We start from the raw sequence: 15,850 nt of genomic DNA, 5'->3' as shown, positions 1-15,850 counted from the left end.
GGCTGACTCATACGGTGAACACCGGCACAGGATTGCACCAGCGATCCTTGTATTCACGGTCGGCGCGACCGAAGGAAAACCGCAGCGGCTTGTTCAGTGCTCGCGCGTGTTCCCAGGCACTTTGCGTGTTGAGGAAGCTCAACACGCTACCAGGGCTGAATTCGCGGGTCTCGGGATCGACGCCACCGTTGATGTATTCGACGCTGATCCACTCCGGCGCTTCGACGCGATACACCAGTTGAATGGCGATCGGCGCGTCGTTGAGGAAGATCACCGAGCCAATCAGCAGTTCGCGCAGCAGCTCGATGACCTCGGCCATGCGCGCCGCGCCGGTGGCCGGGAAGCCCCAGCGGCGCTGGAACAGATCACAGTAGATCGCCGCCAGTTCTGCACTGGAAAACTCTGCGACCGGACGTACCACGCCACCCGCCTCTTCCAGCAGGCGCAGTTCGCGGCGCTGGTTGTAGCGAAACTTCTTCGACAGCTCTTCGGGGGTGCGGGCCATGGCCAGTTGTTCGGTCTGCAACTTGAGGCCGCTGAAGCGGTTTTCATTGAGCGCCGACAGATAGCGTGCGCGATGGCGCAACGGTGCCTGGGCATCGACGGCGGCCGGCAGGATCAGCTCGGCATTGCCGAGGTCGAACAGACCTTTCTTGCCGTTACGCTTGAGCACGTCCTTGGACAGTGCCAGATCGCGGCCCCAGGTCGGGATCGCCGCTTTGACTTCGCCGCCCTGCTCCCACGCCAGATAGCGCACCGGGATGCCGGCCAGATCCGCCAGACGCTCGACGACCAAAGGATGGGTCGCGACGCTGCCGCCAAAACGCTGCCAGGCGGTGGCATAGGTGGAGGCGTCAACGGGCGACCAGCCACGTTCGCGCCAGCCTTGAAATCGGTTGAGCATCAGCCCCTCGGTGCCAGATCGGTAACTTGCGGCAGACGCCAGAAGGTGTCGCGCACCGCACGGTCGGAGAAACGCTCGCGCAGGCGATCGAGCATCAGCTCGGCGCACTGCCGGCGCTGCTGATCATCCATACCGGCCAAATGTTGCAGGCCTTGTGCAAGGTGTTCGGCATCGCCCAGCGGGAACAGAATGCCAACGCCTTCGACCACTTCCTTCGCCCCGCCACAGGCCGTGGCGAGCAACGGCACGCCAGCGGCCATGGCTTCGAGCAGCACCATGCCGAACGGTTCGTGATCGGAGCTCAGGGCAAACACATCGAATGCGCGGAAGTAATTGCGCGCGTCCGGCACCTGGCCGAGAAACAGCACCCGGTCACCGATGCCCAGTTCGCGCGCCAGCTCCTTGAGGTCCTGTTCCAGACGGCCCTTGCCGAGAATCACCAGCTGACTGTTGCCCGGCAGACCGGGCAACGCCGCGGCGAAACCGTGCAGCAAGGTGGCTTGATCCTTGTCCGGGTGCAGCCGTCCGACGTTGCCGACAATGAACGCATCCGCCGCCAGACCGAGGGTCTCGCGAGCCTCGCGGGCTGACACCTGACTGGCCTGCAAGGCCGGCACATCAATGCGGTTGTACAAGGTCTGGATGCGGGTCGACGGCCATTTCGGCAGACAGCGCCGCATGTCGTCGCGCACCGCGTCGGAGACGCCGAGCAGGCTCAGACGCTTGCGGAAAATATGTGCGAACAGCTTGCGCGTGCCACGTTTGTAATCGTCAAACGCGTGATGCACGCCAATCACCGGCAGCGAGGTGCCGAGCAAGGCGATGTAGATCGGCTTGAAGCGATGGGCGATGCAGAAACTGAAATTGCGTGATGCGGCGATCTTGCGCAGATCGCCGATGGCGCCCAGCTTCAGGCCACGAATGGCCTTGGAGCTGTATTCCATGAACAACACTTCATCGGAAGCACACGCTGCGGCCACCTCGCTGTCGGCGGCCCCGGTCAGAAAGACCGTGGTCACCCGATAACCGGTGCCCGCGAACAGGCTGGCGTACTGCCGTGCGCAGTCGAGGAACGGCCCGTCATAGCCGTGACAGAACTGCAGCACATGGCGTTCAGCCGAGCGAGTCATAAGCGTTTGCGCCCTCTTTGACCACCAGAATGTCTTCCATGATCAGGTACTGCAGATCGGAGCCGAAGAACATGTTCAGGGCATCGGTCGGCGAGCAGATCATCGGTTCACCACGACGGTTCAGCGAAGTGTTCAGCGACACGCCGTTGCCGGTGAGGTCTTCCAGTGCCTTCATCATGTCGTAGTAGCGCGGGTTGTATTCGCGCTTCAGGACCTGAGCCCGGGAAGTGCCGTCTTCGTGGACGACTTCCGGCACGCGGGTCTTCCACTCTTCCGCCACTTCGAAGGTGAAGGTCATGAACGGCGCCGGGTGATCGATCTTGATCATCTGTGGCGCAACGGTGTCGAGCATCGACGGGCAGAAAGGCCTCCAGCGCTCGCGGAACTTGATCTGGTGGTTGATGCGGTCAGCCACACCGGCCACGCTCGGGCAACCGATGATCGAACGACCACCGAGCGCGCGCGGACCGAACTCCATGCGGCCCTGGAACCAGGCTACCGGGTTGCCATCGACCATGATTTTGGCGATCTGCTCCGGCATGTTGTCGAGCTTGCGCCAGGTCGGCTTGTTCTCGTGACGGGCGCACGCGGCGATCACATCTTCGTTGCTGTACGACGGGCCGAGGTAGACGTGTTCCATCTTCTCGACCGGCACGCCACGGGCGTGGGACACATAGGCCGCTGCGCCGACCGCGGTGCCGGCATCGCCGGACGCAGGCTGTACGAACAGTTCCTTGATGTCATCGCGGGCGATGATTTTCTGGTTCAGCTTGACGTTCAACGCGCAGCCACCGGCGAAGGCCAGCTTGCCGGTTTCCTTGAGCACATCGCCCAGGTAGTAGTCGATCATCTGCAACGCCAGTTTCTCGAACAGCGCTTGCATGCTCGCGGCGTAGTGGATGTACGGTTCGTCGGCGATATCGCCTTCACGCTTGGGACCCAGCCACTCGATCAGCTTCGGCGAGAAGTAGAAGCCTTTGCCCTTCTCTTTATAGCGACGCAGGCCGATCACGTTGGCGTAGTCGGTGTTGATCACCAGTTCGCCGTTCTCGAACGAGGCCAGACGCGAGAAATCGTATTTGCTGGCGTCGCCGTACGGCGCCATGCCCATGACCTTGAACTCACCGTCGAGCATCTCGAAACCGAGGAACTCGGTGATCGCGCCATACAGGCCGCCGAGAGAGTCCGGATCGAAGAATTCCTTGATCTTGTGGATCTTGCCGTTTTCGCCATAACCGAAGAAGGTCGTCGCGTACTCGCCCTTGCCGTCGATGCCGAGGATCGCGGTTTTCTCTTTGAAACCCGAGCAGTGGTAAGCGCTGGAGGCGTGAGCCAGGTGGTGCTCGACCGGCTCGATCTTGATCTTCTTCGGATCAAAACCCAGTTGCTCCAGGCACCAGACGATCTTGTTGCGATAGCGCTTGTAGCGACGGTTGCCCATCAGGATCGCATCGAGGGCGCGATCCGGCGCGTACCAGTAACGCTTGGCATAGTGCCAGCGGGCCTTGCCGAACAGGCTGATCGGGGCGAACGGAATCGCCACCACGTCAACGTCGGACGGCTTGATACCCGCCTGTTCCAGGCAGAACTTCGCCGATTCGTAGGGCATGCGGTTCTTTGCATGCTTATCGCGGACGAAGCGCTCTTCTTCAGCCGCCGCCACCAGCTTGCCGTCGATGTACAAGGCGGCTGAAGGGTCATGGCTAAGGGCGCCGGACAGGCCAAGAATCGTCAATGCCACAGGGTCTAGCCTCTTTAGTCTGCATTCAGGCGCGATGCGCCTTGAAAATTGATGTGCCCTCGCACCGGGCGAGAGACAGCTAAAGGGCGGGATTATAGCGTAAAAGCGCCGACAAGCCTCTAGCGGAACTGGCCGGCCTTTGCGTTGACACTCCCGAGCCTCTCAACATAGACTTCCGTGCAAATGGGCTGGGGGATCCCGGTCGGCGCTAATGCCTCGGTGAGATCACCGGGGCTTTTCGCTTTCTGGGGGAGGGAAAACCTTCAACCCCCAATTCTCGAAACCTTTCCCAACTTTATTCCGCCCACCGCTGCAATAGAACTTGCGCCTGAGCACATCAAACGCGCGATTTTCCTGACCAGCCCTCAAAACACTCATGCCGATCGGCCTTGCAACAAGATCAGCCAGCTGCAATCCGGTGGAATTGACTTGTTTTGTGGCGAAGACGATGTCAAACGGCAGTTGAACCCCCAATCGGTTAGACCCGCCACAAACCCTGCGAAACTCCAGCTCAAGCTCGTTATCCTCCCGCTTGCCTCGCCGCTCGAAAATCACATGCGTTAACACTTTATGTTGATGCTTTTCCTGCAAAAACTCATGCAGCGTTTCCAGACAGAAGCCGAGAGCCAAGTGGTAGGGGTTGTCCGCAGATGCCTGCTTTTCGCGCAGCAAGGACTTGTCGATAACGCAACTGATCAGGACAAAATTGATGGCCTCGATAATGCCGGTCAATTCGTCGAGAAAGGCATGCTTGTGCGCTCTTGAAGTGAACAGGCTGGAGAATGCGCCTTTTTCTTTTCGAATCTCGAGCTCGTGCAGCCCGATCAGATCGTGCCCCATATGGTTGAACTTGAATTTCTGGACGGCCGGAATGACCTTTTCGCAGTAATGCCTTTTGTGAAAGACGCAAAAAGCGAGCACGAATATCGGGTAATAGGGGTCCAGCTTCTGCATCCCGTGATCGCCGCTTTCATCAACATAGATGACGAAGTCGCTGTATTTCCCGGATGGATACAAAAGTGCTGTCGCCTCGACAATCGCCTGCGACTCGCTCTGGTTTTCAAACAGAGAAAACTGCAAAGCAAGCTACCCGCGATCCATTCGCCAATAGATGCTGATGTTGCCATCCATGACCTGTTGATAAATCGTGTACGGCAAAACCACCGTATCCAGAACACCGGACAACGGTAGATCCAGCAGCACGAATGGCAACAGCACGCCCGTCGGGTCAGGCGGGGCATTGAGTACACAGAAGTCGAACGCCAGACCGCTGTAGATCCGTGGAATCGATTGGCAGTAGGTTTTCTGTCTGCGCATGTCGCGGGCGACGTCAGCGTCCATTTGCAACACCGAGGCGGCGGTGCCGCAGCCGGATAAAAGCCATGCGCAGGTGCTGAGTGTTACGACGTTTTTGATGGTCAAGTCTTGCCCTCCGAAGTGGTCAGGGCAAGCTAGCATCGGGGCTGGAGCGGGCACAGTTCATGGCTTCTGGAGAAGCTGTAGGACAAGTCAGTGCAGTTTGTCCGCTATTGCTCAACGGGAGATTTTTGGGCCTAAAAAGCTCTATCGCGAGCAGGCTCACTCCTACAAGGGAATGCATTCCCATGTGGGAGCCAGCCTGCTGGCGAAGGCGGCTCAGGCCGCGCTGGAGATGTCCTTGGGCAATCGCTGATCGATCACCTGATACAGCGCGCTGCTCTCGGGCCAGTTGCGCATGAACCGCGCCCGATCCCGCGCATAGGCCGCTGCGAAACTTCCGACAGAGCTGTGCTGACACATCGAATCCAGATCGATCAGTGCCCAGCGATCTTCCTGCCAGAACAGATTATGCCCCTTGAAGTCGCCATGGCTGATGCGCTCGGCAATCAACCGTGCGAACAGTCGATCCAGCGCCTGCAACTCGGATTCCGGCGCCGCACCGCTTTCCACATACGGCGCAAAGCGCTCGATGATGTCCGGCCCCGGCAGGAACTCGGTCACCAGATAAGCACGGCTGCGCAGCCATAAAAAGCGCTTTTCCAGCACCGCCAGCGGTTTCGGCGTGGCGATGCCAAGGAATGCCAGACGATTACCTTCACGCCAAGAGTGCCACGCGCGGCTCGGACGCCAGAAACGCTTGAGCCAGTGCGCGAAGCCTTTGATGTTGTAGCGCTTGATCACCAGCGAGCGCCCGGCCACCTCGACCTTGCCGACGCTCGCCGCGCCGCCAGTCTTGTACAGATGGCCCTGATCGAGCAGCGCATCGGCCCGATCCAGCACCGGGAGCATCGCCGCTTCTTCCTCGCGACGGATCGCCCACAGACCGAACGCACCGCGCTGCACACTGAACAACGTGCACTCGCGGCCCACCTTGATCAGGTAATCCTTCAGCCGCCAGGCGCGTACCTTGGCGATCTGCTTCTGCAAGGCTTCCAGCGGCAACGCGTGCTCGCTGTTGCTCAGCAGGTAATACACCAGCAATTCTTCGGTGAACGGCTCAAGAGACTTGGGCAACTGGGCGAAAAACACACCGAGGTTTTCCAGCACTTTCTGCCGTGACAACGGCTGGCCAGCGGTCTCGGCGCAGATCCCGGCGCCATCGATCAGGTACAGCTGACCGCCCTGACGCAGCAGGTTGTCCAGGTGCAGATCTTCCTGCCACAGGCCTTTGCCATGCAGTTGACCGATAGCGCCCAGCGCCTCGGCGAGTACCGCCGATTGCTCGTCCGCCAGCACTGGCAGCGATTCGACTTTCTGCCAGGCCTCACCGAGGCTTTCGGCGTTTTCGAGGAATTCGAACAGCAGCCAGCCGCCCTCGCCGTCCTGCAAGCCATCGGCCAACAGCAACGGTGTGGTCAGACCTTGTTCCGCGAGCAGCTTGACGCCCGCCAGCTCGCGCTGAAAATGCCGCGCAGCCTTGCTGCCCACCAGCAATTTGGCCAGCACCGGCCGCCCGCGCCAGACCCCGGCACCGACATAGCGCTGCCCCGGCAACACCCGCAGCAGGCTCAGCAGTTGCAGGTCCGCTGGGCCTGCCGCATCGGCAAGCGAAATCGTCAGCGGCAGACTCGGCGCGCGCCCGGCGTTTTTCAGTTCGGACAAGCGCATCAACGGGTCTCCTTGCGACTGCGACGTGCGGTCAGGCGCGTCACCCAACTGTCGACCAGCGAACTGTCGACTGGCTGATCGAGATAGGCCGCGAGCAACTCGCGCAATTGCGCCTCGCTCCATTCCGGCGCGCGCCGCAGCAGCGGTTCCAGATCCTTGACCCGGTCGCGCATGCCGAACAGCAGGGGCCGGGTCTTTTCCAGGTCGATCAGCTGTGCCCGATAGCGCTCGCCGTCAGCCTGCAAAAAGATGTGTTTCGGATAAAAGCAGCCGTGCACCTGACGCACGCCGTGCAGCTGGCGCGCCAGTTGTCCACAGGCCTTGAGAATGGCCGATTGCTGCTCGGCGGTCAGCTCGGACCAGCGCTGAAGCAACGAGTCGAGATCATCCCAGCCGTCGAGGGCGCGGGTCAGCAGGATCGCCTGGACATCGCCCTTGACCTTGCGCTCACCGAAGAACGCCGCTTGCAGCGCCGGGATCCCCAACTTGTTGTAGCGGCTGATATTGCGAAACTCGCGGGCGAAACTCGGCTCGCCGAACGGCGCGTGCAGGGTGCGGGTCAGGTAGTTGCTCTGGCGCTTGAGGTAGTAGGCCTGCCCTTCCAGCTCCAGGCGAAACACGCTGCTCCAGCCACCGCCATCGGTGTTCGGTTCGTCCACGGCTTCGAGCTGTTTGGCCCAGAGCGCGTCGAAAGTGCCGAGGCCATGGCGCTCAAGCAACTCCCGGTCTTCAGCGGCCAGGAAATCAGTCATTCGCGTCCCTCGAAAAATCTCACCACGTGGCGAATCCGTTTCTTGTCGGCGGCATTCAGCCGATCACGTCCGCGGTATTGCAGGTAAAAGCGCAGGCGCTGGGTGTTCGACAGGTGATACTTGGCCACCTTGTCGAGACAGGCCAGATCCTTGGTGATCCGGTACTTGAGCCAGAAGCCGCGCCAGAAATCGCCATTCGGGCAGTCGATCAGAAACAGCTGCGCCTGATCGTCGATCAACAAATTGCGCCACTTCAGATCGTTATGGGTAAAGCGGTGATCGTGCATGGTTCGGGTGTAGCCGGCCAGTTGACGGCTGATGCCATCAACCCACAGGCGATCCTTGAGTTTCGGATCGTTGCGTTCGGCCAGCGCCGAGAGGTCTTCGGTGCGCGGCAGCTCGCGGGTGATCATCGCGCCACGGGCATAGGCCGCGCCACGTCGCTCCAGGCCCCAGGCCACCACTTCGGCGGTGGGAATGCCCCACTTGGCGAAGCGCTTGAGGTTCTGCCACTCCATCTTCACCCGCGGCTTGCCCAGGTAACGGCGCAAGCCTTTACCGGCGCCGACGTAGCGTTTGACGTAGTAATTCACGCCGTTGCGCTGCACGCGGATGACTTCGGACAGCGGATCACGGGTCAGGCGCTCGCCCTGCAGGGCAAACACCGCTTCCAGACTGCCGAAATCTTCGGCCAGTTCGCTGTATTGCGGTTCAAGCGTCCAACCCGCCATCAGAGCGCATCCCCGTAACGCTGTTTGCGCGCATATAGCTTGTTGGCCTTGCCTTCGAGCCAGCTCAGCAGCGGCGCTTCTTCCGCCAGGATCTGTCGCAGCGGTTGCTGGAAATAGCCCTTGAGAAAACGCAGCTTGTCGCGTCGGGTCAGGCCGATGTCCAGCGCCGAGAAATACAGCGCGGCCAGATCCTTGTTGCGCCAGCGTTGAGTAATTCTTGGGCGGGTCTGGGCGCGGTGCAGGTCGATTACCGAGAGCTTGAAATCGTCCGGGGTGATCGGCTTGTCGGTGTGCAGCAGAAAGTGGCAGATGTAGCAGTCGCGGTGGTTGACCCCGGCGCGGTGCATCATGCCGGTCATGCGTGCCACTTCAGCGATCAGCGCGCGCTTGAGCGCAGGCGCAGGCGGCTGCTTGACCCAATCGATGCTGAAATCTTCGAGGCTGATGGTCGGCGCCAGCTCTTCGGTGACGATGAACGAATGCTGATCGGCCGGGTTGCTGCCCTTCTCGCCGTAAGCCACGGCGGTCATGGTCGGCACGCCGACTTCCTGCAGACGCTGGATCGCCTTCCACTCCTGACCCGCGCCGAGCACCGGCAGCTTGGCGGTCAGCAGGTTCTTGAAGATCTCGCCCCAGCCGATGCCCCGGTGGATCTTGACGAAAAAGCCGTTGCCGTCGACTTCCGTGCGCAGCGTGCGTCGAGCTTCCAGCTCGCGGTAGACCTCGCCCTGCAAGCCTTCGACTTCGGCGAACGGGTCGCGTCCGGCCCAAAGGCTTTTGAACGGTTCAGCCAGCATCAACTTCATTTAAGCGTGCTCCGCCAGAATCACATCGGCCGCGTGCTGCGGCATGCTGTAGAGGTCGGCCGTCTCGGCGAAGGCCAGACCATTGCGGCTCCAGGCCGCGCGTGCAGCGTCGTCATTCAACATGTCAGTCAGGTATTGCGTCAGTTGCGCCTGATCGAACGGTTCGTCCAGCACTCGCCCGGCGTCCGCCTCGGCAATGTAATGGGCGTAACCGCAGACCGCGCTGACCAGCACCGGCAAACCGGCGACCAGCGCTTCGAGCAGCACCGTACCGGTGTTTTCGTTGTACGCCGGGTGGATCAACAGGTCGGCGCCGAGCAGGAACCGCGGAATATCGCTGCGGCCCTTGAGGAACGTCACGTTGTCGCCCAGGCCCAAAGTGGCGCTCTGCATCTGGAACAATTTGGGGTCATCCTGGCCGATTACAAACAGCCGGGTGCGTTTCTTCAGCTCGGCGGGCAATGCGGCCAGCGCCTTGAGGCTGCGATCGACGCCCTTGGTCTTGAACCCGGAGCCGATCTGCACCAGCAGCAGTTCGTCGTCCTTGAGGTTGAATTCGGCGCGGAAACCGGCGCGAATCTCGTCGGCATCCGCCGGCCGGCGACGATCCTGGGCGATGCCCGGCGGCAGCAGGTGGAAGCGCTCCAGCGGCGTGTCGTAGTGCTTGATGAACAGCGGCTGCTGCACTTCGGAAATCATCAACACTTCGGTTTTCGCATCTTTGGCGAACACCGCGCGCTCGTATTCGGCGAAGTGCCGGTAGCGGCCCCAACGGCGGTACAGCGAGTGACGCAGGTTCTGCGCCTTGTCTTCGAAGCAGCCGTCGGCGGCGTAGTAGACGTCCAGCCCCGGCATCTTGTTGAAGCCGATCAAGCGGTCCACCGGACGTTTGGCCAGGTCCGCTTCCATCCACGCCGTGAGTTTCTCGTTGCGACGGTGGTTGAAGAACGCCTTGACCGGCGCCACCAGCACTTCGAAACCGGGCGGCACATCGCCTTCCCAAATAAGGGTGTAGACGCGGATCTGGTGGCCGCGCTTCTGGCATTCGAGGGCGATGCGCATGAAGTCGCGCTGCAAGCCACCGAACGGGAAATATTTGTACAGGACAAAAGCCAATTGCATCAGCGCAGCTCCTCAGCCATTAACAACGTGCTCAGTCGGCTGGCGACACGCTCGGGATTCACACGCGTGAAGCACAGCGGCTGCTCGCGTTTCAGGTCAAACTGACGGGCATCCTGCGCGGTCGGTTGATACGTACATTTCTTTTGCAGGCAAGGGGCGCAGGGGAAATCACTGGCCATGTGAATCTGCACCTTGCCGTAGGCGCCGGTCAGGCCCGGGTTGGTCGGGCCGAACAGCGAAATCGTCGGCACATCCAGCGCGGCTGCAAGGTGACCGAGACCGGTGTCCACCGCGACGCAAGCCTGGGCGCCGGCCAGCACTTTGCCGACCCCGGCCAGATTCAGCTTCGGCAACACTTCGGCGTGTTTGAAACCAGCGGCAATGCGTTCGGCACGGGCCTTCTCCAGCGGGTTGCCCCACGGCAGTTTTACCCCGACGCCCAGATAGCCGACGCGCTCGGTCAGCTCGCGCCAGTAGGCTTCCGGCCAGTGCTTGGTGTCCCACGTGGTGCCGTGCAGGAACACCACGAAGGCGCTCTTGCGCGGTAATTCGACCAGACGCTCGACGTTGAGGCCGTAGTCGCCCAACCCTTTGGGCAGGTCATAGCCGAGGGCGATGGCAAACAGCTGACGCACCCGTTCGACCGCATGCTGCCCACGGGCCACCGCCAGTTTGCGGTCATAGAATCGCGCAGCGATCGGCTCACGCGCCGAGCCTTTGTCGAGGCCGGCCACCGGGGCTTTGACGTAGCGCGTCAGCCAGGCGCTTTTCAGCAGGCCCTGAGCGTCTATCACCAGGTCGTATTGGCTGGCGCGCACGCTTTGCTTAAAGCGCTTCCACTCGCCGCTCTTGATCGTCTGCCAGAGGTTCTTGCGCCAGCGACGGATCGCCACCGGAATCACCTTGCCGACGGCCGGGTGCCAGGTCGGGATCTCGGCGAAGCCTTCTTCCACCACCCAGTCGAACTTGATCCCGGGAATGGCCCGGGCCGCGTCGGTCAGCGCCGGCAACGCATGAATCACGTCGCCCAGCGATGAAGTCTTGATCAGCAATACCCGCAACTTAATGAACCTCGACCACGGAGCCCTGCAGTTTCTGCAAGGCATCGTTGACCGCATCCGGCATCAGCTGGCGCAGGCAGTTGTAATGGCCGAAACGGCAGGTACGGTCGAAGCACGGGCTGCAATCCAGACCCAGCCGAACGATTTCGACGTGCTCGGCCAACGGCGGAGTGAACCCCGGCGACGTCGAGCCATAGACCGCCACCAACGGACGGTTCAGCGCCGCCGCGACGTGCATCAGGCCGGAGTCGTTGGACACCACCGAATCGGCGCACGACAGCAGGTCGATGGCCTCGGCCAGCGAGGTACCGCCGCTGAGGTTGACCGATTCTTCACGCAGGCCGGGAATCAGTCGTGCGCGAATGTCTTCGCCCACCGCGTGGTCGTTTTTCGAGCCGAACAGCCACACCTGCCAGCCTTCGCGAATCCGCGCTTCGGCGACCTTGGCGTAGTGCTCGGACGGCCAGCGCTTGGATTCGCCGAACTCGGCGCCGGGGCACAGGGCCAACACCGGGCGGTCGAGGGTCAGGCCGAACTTGGCCAGCGCCGCTTCGCGGGTCACCGGATCGATTTGCAGGCTCGGACGCGGATAAGGTTTCGGCAGCTCGGCGTTCGGCTCGTAAGCCAGGGCCATGAAGCGTTCGATCATCAGCGGATAACGTTCTTTATCCAGCGTGCGCACGTCATTGAGCAGGCCGTAGCGGAATTCGCCACGCCAGCCGGTGCGTTGTTTGATGCCGGCGAAAAACGGCACCAGCGCCGACTTCAACGAGTTCGGCAGCAGGATCGCCTGATCGTATTGACCGGCCAGGGACTTGCCGATCCGCCGGCGAGTGGCCAATTCCAGTGCGCCATGGCCGAGCGGAAAGCTCAAAGCCTTGCGCACTTCGGGCATGCGCTCAAGGATCGGCCGGCTCCACTCGGGGGCCAGCACGTCGATTTCGCATTGCGGGTGGCGCTGCTTGAGACACTGGAACAGTGTCTGCGCCATCACCATGTCACCGACCCAACTGGGCCCAACGATCAGAATATTCATGTGGTTTCCATAAACGAACCGGGGAGGCATTTACGCCTCCCCGCCTCGAGAATTCTACAAACACTGTAGATCTGCTGTGGAAGCGCGCTTGCTCGCGAAAGGGTCTTCACATCCAACATTATTGTCGTCTGATACTCCGCTATCGCGAGCAGGCTCGCTCCCACAGGGTTTTGCATCCGGCCCTTAATCTGCAATCAACGCAGATCCAATGTGGGAACGGGCTTGCTCGCGAAGGGGCCGTCACATCCTGCATCGATGGTGACTGACACTGCGCTTTCGCGAGCAAGCCCGCTCCCACAAGGAACTCGGTGCTTCAAATATCTGGCCTCAGCTTAGCCCCAACTCACGCCAGATCCGCAATACCTGCCGGCGCTCCTCGACAAACTGGTCGCCTGCAATCACCCCGGCGTCCTTCTGCAAGGCCTGCCGGTGGGCGGCGGAGCGGTAGGCTTTATAGGCCTCACGCAACAGGCTGGCATCTTCGGCAGGCATCAGCCGTTCGTGCTCCAGCTCTTCCAGAATGCGTATGTTATCGGTCCAGCGCAGCAATGGCGGGTGGCTGTGCGACCACGCCAGGGCCGCGTATTGCACCATAAATTCAATATCGACGATACCTCCGGCGTCCTGCTTGAGGTCGAACGGCGCCGTGGCCTCGAAGGCATTTGCCGCGGTACCGGCCGCCGTGCTCTTGCTGCCGAGGTTATCGCGCATCTTGGCGCGCATCTCGCTGACTTCCTGTTGCAGCTTCGCCAGATCCCGCGCCTTGCCCAAAACCTGCGCGCGGACTGTCTCGAAGGCCTGGCCGACATCCTGACTGCCGACCAGCACCCGCGCCCGCACTAGCGCCTGATGTTCCCAGGTCCAAGCTTCATTTTCCTGATAGCGCTCAAAAGCCCCGAGCGAGCTGACCAACAGCCCCGACGCGCCGGACGGCCGCAAACGCATGTCCACTTCATACAGCTGGCCGGAGTTGGTCTGCGCCGTCAGCAAGTGAATGATCCGCTGCCCCAGCCGGGTAAAGAACTGCGCGCCATCGATCGGCTTCGGCCCGTCGGTTTCCGCCTGCGGATCGCCGTCATGGATGAACACCAGGTCCAGATCCGAACCATGCCCCAGTTCCAGCCCGCCGACTTTGCCATAACCGACGATGATGAAGCCGGGATCGCACAAACTGCCGTCAGTGCGCAGCGGCGTGCCGTACTTGGCCACCGTCTGGCGCCAGGCCAGCGCCAGCACTTGTTCGAGAATCGCTTCGGCGAGCCAGGTCAGGTAATCACTGACTTTCATCAACGGCAGACTGCCGGCGATTTCCGAAGCGGCGACGCGCAAGCGGTGCGCCAGCTTGAAGTGACGCAGGGCTTCCATCTGCTGTTCGAGGTCATCTTCGGGGATCCGCGTCAGGCGCTCGCGCAATTCGGCGGCGAGCTCCGGGGCCAGTGGCGGCTTGAACAGCCGGCCTTCGTTGAGCAACTCGTCGAGCAGCAACGGGAAGCGGGTGATCTGCTCGGCGATCCACGGACTGGCCGCGCACAGCGTCAGCAAGCGCCGCAGGGCGCCGGGATTTTCTGTCAGCAGGACCAAATAAGCCGAACGTCGGGCGACCGCTTCGACCAGCGGCAGCACCCGCTCCAGCACCAGATCCGGGTTGTCATGCTCCACCGCCTGGGCCAGCAGGCGCGGAATAAACGCATCAAGACGCTCGCGACCCAGCCGTTGCATCGCGCGTAACTGCGGGCTGCCGCGCAAACCGGCCAGCGCTTTCAGCGCTTTGGTCGCGTCCTTGAATCCGCCTTCTTCCAGTTGCCGGCAAGCAGCCTCTTCGTCCTGCTCTTCTTCCCACAGCGGCAACCACTCACCGCCCACCACCACTTCGCAGTCGGCGCCCTCTTCTTCATCGGGATCGGCGATCACCTGCGCGAAGTGCCAGGCCACCCGGCCGCGCCAGAACATCAGCTTTTCATGGAAGGCCTGCCAATCGGCGAAGCCGAGCATGAACGCAATGCGCGCCTGATCCTGAGCGCCGTCCGGCAACATCTGGGTCTGGCGGTCGGCAATCGCCTGGATCGCGTGTTCGGTGTAACGCAGGAATTCATAACCTTCGCGCAGCTCGCTGATCACCGCCGGCGGCAGGTAGCCCTGCCCTTCCAGCGTGCTCAGCACCTTTAATAGAGGACGCTGTTGCAGGCTGAGGTCGCGCCCGCCGTGAATCAACTGAAAAGCCTGGGCAATGAACTCGACCTCGCGGATACCGCCGGAGCCGAGCTTGATGTTGTCGGCCATGCCCTTGCGCCGCACTTCCTGCTGGATCAACTGCTTCATGGTGCGCAGCGCTTCGATCGCCGAGAAGTCCAGATAACGCCGATAGACGAACGGGCGCAGCATATCGAGCAACTGCGCACCAGCGGTTTGATCGCCGGCCACCACCCGCGCCTTGATCATCGCGTAGCGTTCCCAGTCGCGGCCCTGATCCTGGTAATACTGTTCCAGCGCATTGAAGCTCAGCACCAGCGCGCCGGATGAACCGTACGGACGCAGGCGCATGTCGACGCGGAACACGAAGCCGTCGACCGTCATCGGGTCGAGGGCCTTGATCAGGCGCTGACCGAGACGAATGAAGAATTCCTGATTATCCAGCGCGCGCTTCACACCGACGGTTTCGCCGCCCTCGGGGTAGGCGAAGATCAGGTCGATGTCCGACGACAGGTTCAACTCGACCGCGCCGAGCTTGCCCATGCCGAGGATAACCATCTGCTGCGGCAGACCGCTGCGCCGGCCGGTCGGTGTGCCGAACTGCTGGCAATGGCGGCTGTACAGCCATAGGTAAGCTTGGTCGATGGTGGCGTCGGCCATGTCGGAAAGGTCGCGGCAGGTCTGCACCAGATCGGCCTGGCGGTTGAGGTCACGCCAGATGATCCGCACTTGATGCCGTGCGCGCTGGCGGCGCAGGACACGCCCGAGTTCGTCTTCGCTTTGCGCCGTGTTCACGGCGGCGGCAATCTGCGCGCACAATTCACCCGGCGCGAACGGCCGGTCGAGTTCGCCGGACTGCACCAGCGACAGCAACATCAAAGGGTCACGAACGCTCTGTTCAATGACAAAATCGCTGGCGGCACTGACGCGGGCGAATTGCGCCCAGCGTTCCGGTGTCCAGGTGGAGAAGCCGTGATCGTCTTCCAGCGCGGCGACCGCCGTACGGAACGACTGCTCGGATCGAGTGACCAACGGCAAGAGAATGGCGGGGAGTTCAGCGAGCACGGGCAGGGTCATGGTCTATCCTTGATCGGCGTGTAAATGGCCGCTTGTAGTGTTTGATGAAAACCCGCTACGCGAAGGACTGTCGAACAAAAGTTAGAAATAGCTGAAATTTCTTCTTCTTTGGCATCCAGCATCAAACTTTCACCTTTTTCGGATGGTAATCGACCAACCTTAACGATTATTCTCACAACGCAGTCGGAGGCCACAAGCCTTTCCTCTGTAGTT

The 15,850-nt window shown here is 61.4% G+C and carries 14 protein-coding genes; all 14 read right to left on the bottom strand.

Annotated elements, in window-relative coordinates; genetic code table 11:
* Nucleotides 1-7 precede the first annotated feature (7 nt).
* Nucleotides 8-904 (bottom strand): antimicrobial resistance protein Mig-14, encoded by an 897-nt coding sequence (locus ACS4NR_RS24295; RefSeq protein WP_443531743.1) that lies wholly within the window; start codon nt 902-904, stop codon nt 8-10.
* Nucleotides 904-2,034: a glycosyltransferase gene (locus ACS4NR_RS24290; protein WP_027611372.1), complete on the bottom strand. Its 1,131-nt coding sequence runs from the start codon at nt 2,032-2,034 to the stop codon at nt 904-906. Before ACS4NR_RS24290 ends, ACS4NR_RS24295 begins: the two co-directional genes overlap by 1 nt.
* A complete protein-coding gene (locus ACS4NR_RS24285; protein WP_253149167.1) occupies nt 2,018-3,775 on the bottom strand; it encodes a carbamoyltransferase family protein in 1,758 nt (585 codons plus the stop codon). Before ACS4NR_RS24285 ends, ACS4NR_RS24290 begins: the two co-directional genes overlap by 17 nt.
* 225 nt (nt 3,776-4,000) lie before the next feature.
* A complete protein-coding gene (locus tag ACS4NR_RS24280; RefSeq protein WP_456018529.1) occupies nt 4,001-4,855 on the bottom strand; it encodes a DUF3800 domain-containing protein in 855 nt (284 codons plus the stop codon).
* A 6-nt stretch (nt 4,856-4,861) separates the two neighbouring features.
* Nucleotides 4,862-5,197, bottom strand: coding sequence for a YceK/YidQ family lipoprotein (locus ACS4NR_RS24275; protein ID WP_456018528.1), 336 nt, complete (start codon nt 5,195-5,197; stop codon nt 4,862-4,864).
* A gap of 213 nt (nt 5,198-5,410) precedes the next feature.
* On the bottom strand, nt 5,411-6,862 hold the full coding sequence (locus ACS4NR_RS24270) for a lipopolysaccharide kinase InaA family protein (protein ID WP_456018527.1): 1,452 nt from the start codon (nt 6,860-6,862) through the stop codon (nt 5,411-5,413).
* Entirely contained in the window at nt 6,862-7,614 is a 753-nt protein-coding gene (locus ACS4NR_RS24265) for a lipopolysaccharide kinase InaA family protein (protein ID WP_456018526.1), read from the bottom strand. Before ACS4NR_RS24265 ends, ACS4NR_RS24270 begins: the two co-directional genes overlap by 1 nt.
* The gene (locus ACS4NR_RS24260; RefSeq protein WP_097087069.1) at nt 7,611-8,345 is read right to left on the bottom strand and encodes a lipopolysaccharide kinase InaA family protein; all 735 of its coding nucleotides are present in this window, start codon (nt 8,343-8,345) and stop codon (nt 7,611-7,613) included. The genes ACS4NR_RS24265 and ACS4NR_RS24260 overlap by 4 nt, the downstream gene beginning before the upstream one ends.
* Nucleotides 8,345-9,151 (bottom strand): lipopolysaccharide core heptose(I) kinase RfaP, encoded by an 807-nt coding sequence (rfaP, locus tag ACS4NR_RS24255; RefSeq protein ID WP_456018525.1) that lies wholly within the window; start codon nt 9,149-9,151, stop codon nt 8,345-8,347. The genes ACS4NR_RS24260 and rfaP overlap by 1 nt, the downstream gene beginning before the upstream one ends.
* A complete protein-coding gene (locus ACS4NR_RS24250) occupies nt 9,152-10,273 on the bottom strand; it encodes a glycosyltransferase family 4 protein (RefSeq protein WP_007967344.1) in 1,122 nt (373 codons plus the stop codon).
* Nucleotides 10,273-11,334 carry a lipopolysaccharide heptosyltransferase I gene (gene waaC, locus ACS4NR_RS24245; RefSeq protein WP_027611365.1) on the bottom strand — a complete coding sequence of 354 codons (1,062 nt, stop codon included), beginning with the start codon at nt 11,332-11,334 and terminating at the stop codon, nt 10,273-10,275. The genes ACS4NR_RS24250 and waaC overlap by 1 nt, the downstream gene beginning before the upstream one ends.
* 1 nt (nt 11,335) lies before the next feature.
* The gene (waaF, locus tag ACS4NR_RS24240; RefSeq protein WP_047290935.1) at nt 11,336-12,370 is read right to left on the bottom strand and encodes a lipopolysaccharide heptosyltransferase II; all 1,035 of its coding nucleotides are present in this window, start codon (nt 12,368-12,370) and stop codon (nt 11,336-11,338) included.
* Between the two features lie 327 nt (nt 12,371-12,697).
* Entirely contained in the window at nt 12,698-15,637 is a 2,940-nt protein-coding gene (gene glnE / locus ACS4NR_RS24235; RefSeq protein ID WP_456018524.1) for a bifunctional [glutamate--ammonia ligase]-adenylyl-L-tyrosine phosphorylase/[glutamate--ammonia-ligase] adenylyltransferase, read from the bottom strand.
* Nucleotides 15,634-15,759 carry a hypothetical protein gene (locus ACS4NR_RS24230; protein ID WP_256198919.1) on the bottom strand — a complete coding sequence of 42 codons (126 nt, stop codon included), beginning with the start codon at nt 15,757-15,759 and terminating at the stop codon, nt 15,634-15,636. Before ACS4NR_RS24230 ends, glnE begins: the two co-directional genes overlap by 4 nt.
* Nucleotides 15,760-15,850 lie beyond the last annotated feature (91 nt).

The sequence above is a fragment of the Pseudomonas sp. JQ36 genome (genome assembly GCF_053851495.1).
The sequence above is the reverse complement of the archived record's forward strand: the minus strand, read 5'-3'. Positions and strand labels throughout refer to the sequence as shown.

Bases quoted from the DNA above. Each gene is read 5' to 3' on its own strand.
- ACS4NR_RS24250 (WP_007967344.1), bottom strand. From the start codon at position 10,273: ATGCAATTGGCTTTTGTCCTGTACAAATATTTCCCGTTCGGTGGCTTG.
- ACS4NR_RS24270 (WP_456018527.1), bottom strand. From the start codon at position 6,862: ATGCGCTTGTCCGAACTGAAAAACGCCGGGCGCGCGCCGAGTCTGCCG.
- ACS4NR_RS24260 (WP_097087069.1), bottom strand. From the start codon at position 8,345: ATGGCGGGTTGGACGCTTGAACCGCAATACAGCGAACTGGCCGAAGAT.
- ACS4NR_RS24230 (WP_256198919.1), bottom strand. From the start codon at position 15,759: ATGCTGGATGCCAAAGAAGAAGAAATTTCAGCTATTTCTAACTTTTGT.
- rfaP (WP_456018525.1), bottom strand. From the start codon at position 9,151: ATGAAGTTGATGCTGGCTGAACCGTTCAAAAGCCTTTGGGCCGGACGC.
- waaF (WP_047290935.1), bottom strand. From the start codon at position 12,370: ATGAATATTCTGATCGTTGGGCCCAGTTGGGTCGGTGACATGGTGATG.
- ACS4NR_RS24265 (WP_456018526.1), bottom strand. From the start codon at position 7,614: ATGACTGATTTCCTGGCCGCTGAAGACCGGGAGTTGCTTGAGCGCCAT.
- ACS4NR_RS24295 (WP_443531743.1), bottom strand. From the start codon at position 904: ATGCTCAACCGATTTCAAGGCTGGCGCGAACGTGGCTGGTCGCCCGTT.
- glnE (WP_456018524.1), bottom strand. From the start codon at position 15,637: ATGACCCTGCCCGTGCTCGCTGAACTCCCCGCCATTCTCTTGCCGTTG.
- ACS4NR_RS24290 (WP_027611372.1), bottom strand. From the start codon at position 2,034: ATGACTCGCTCGGCTGAACGCCATGTGCTGCAGTTCTGTCACGGCTAT.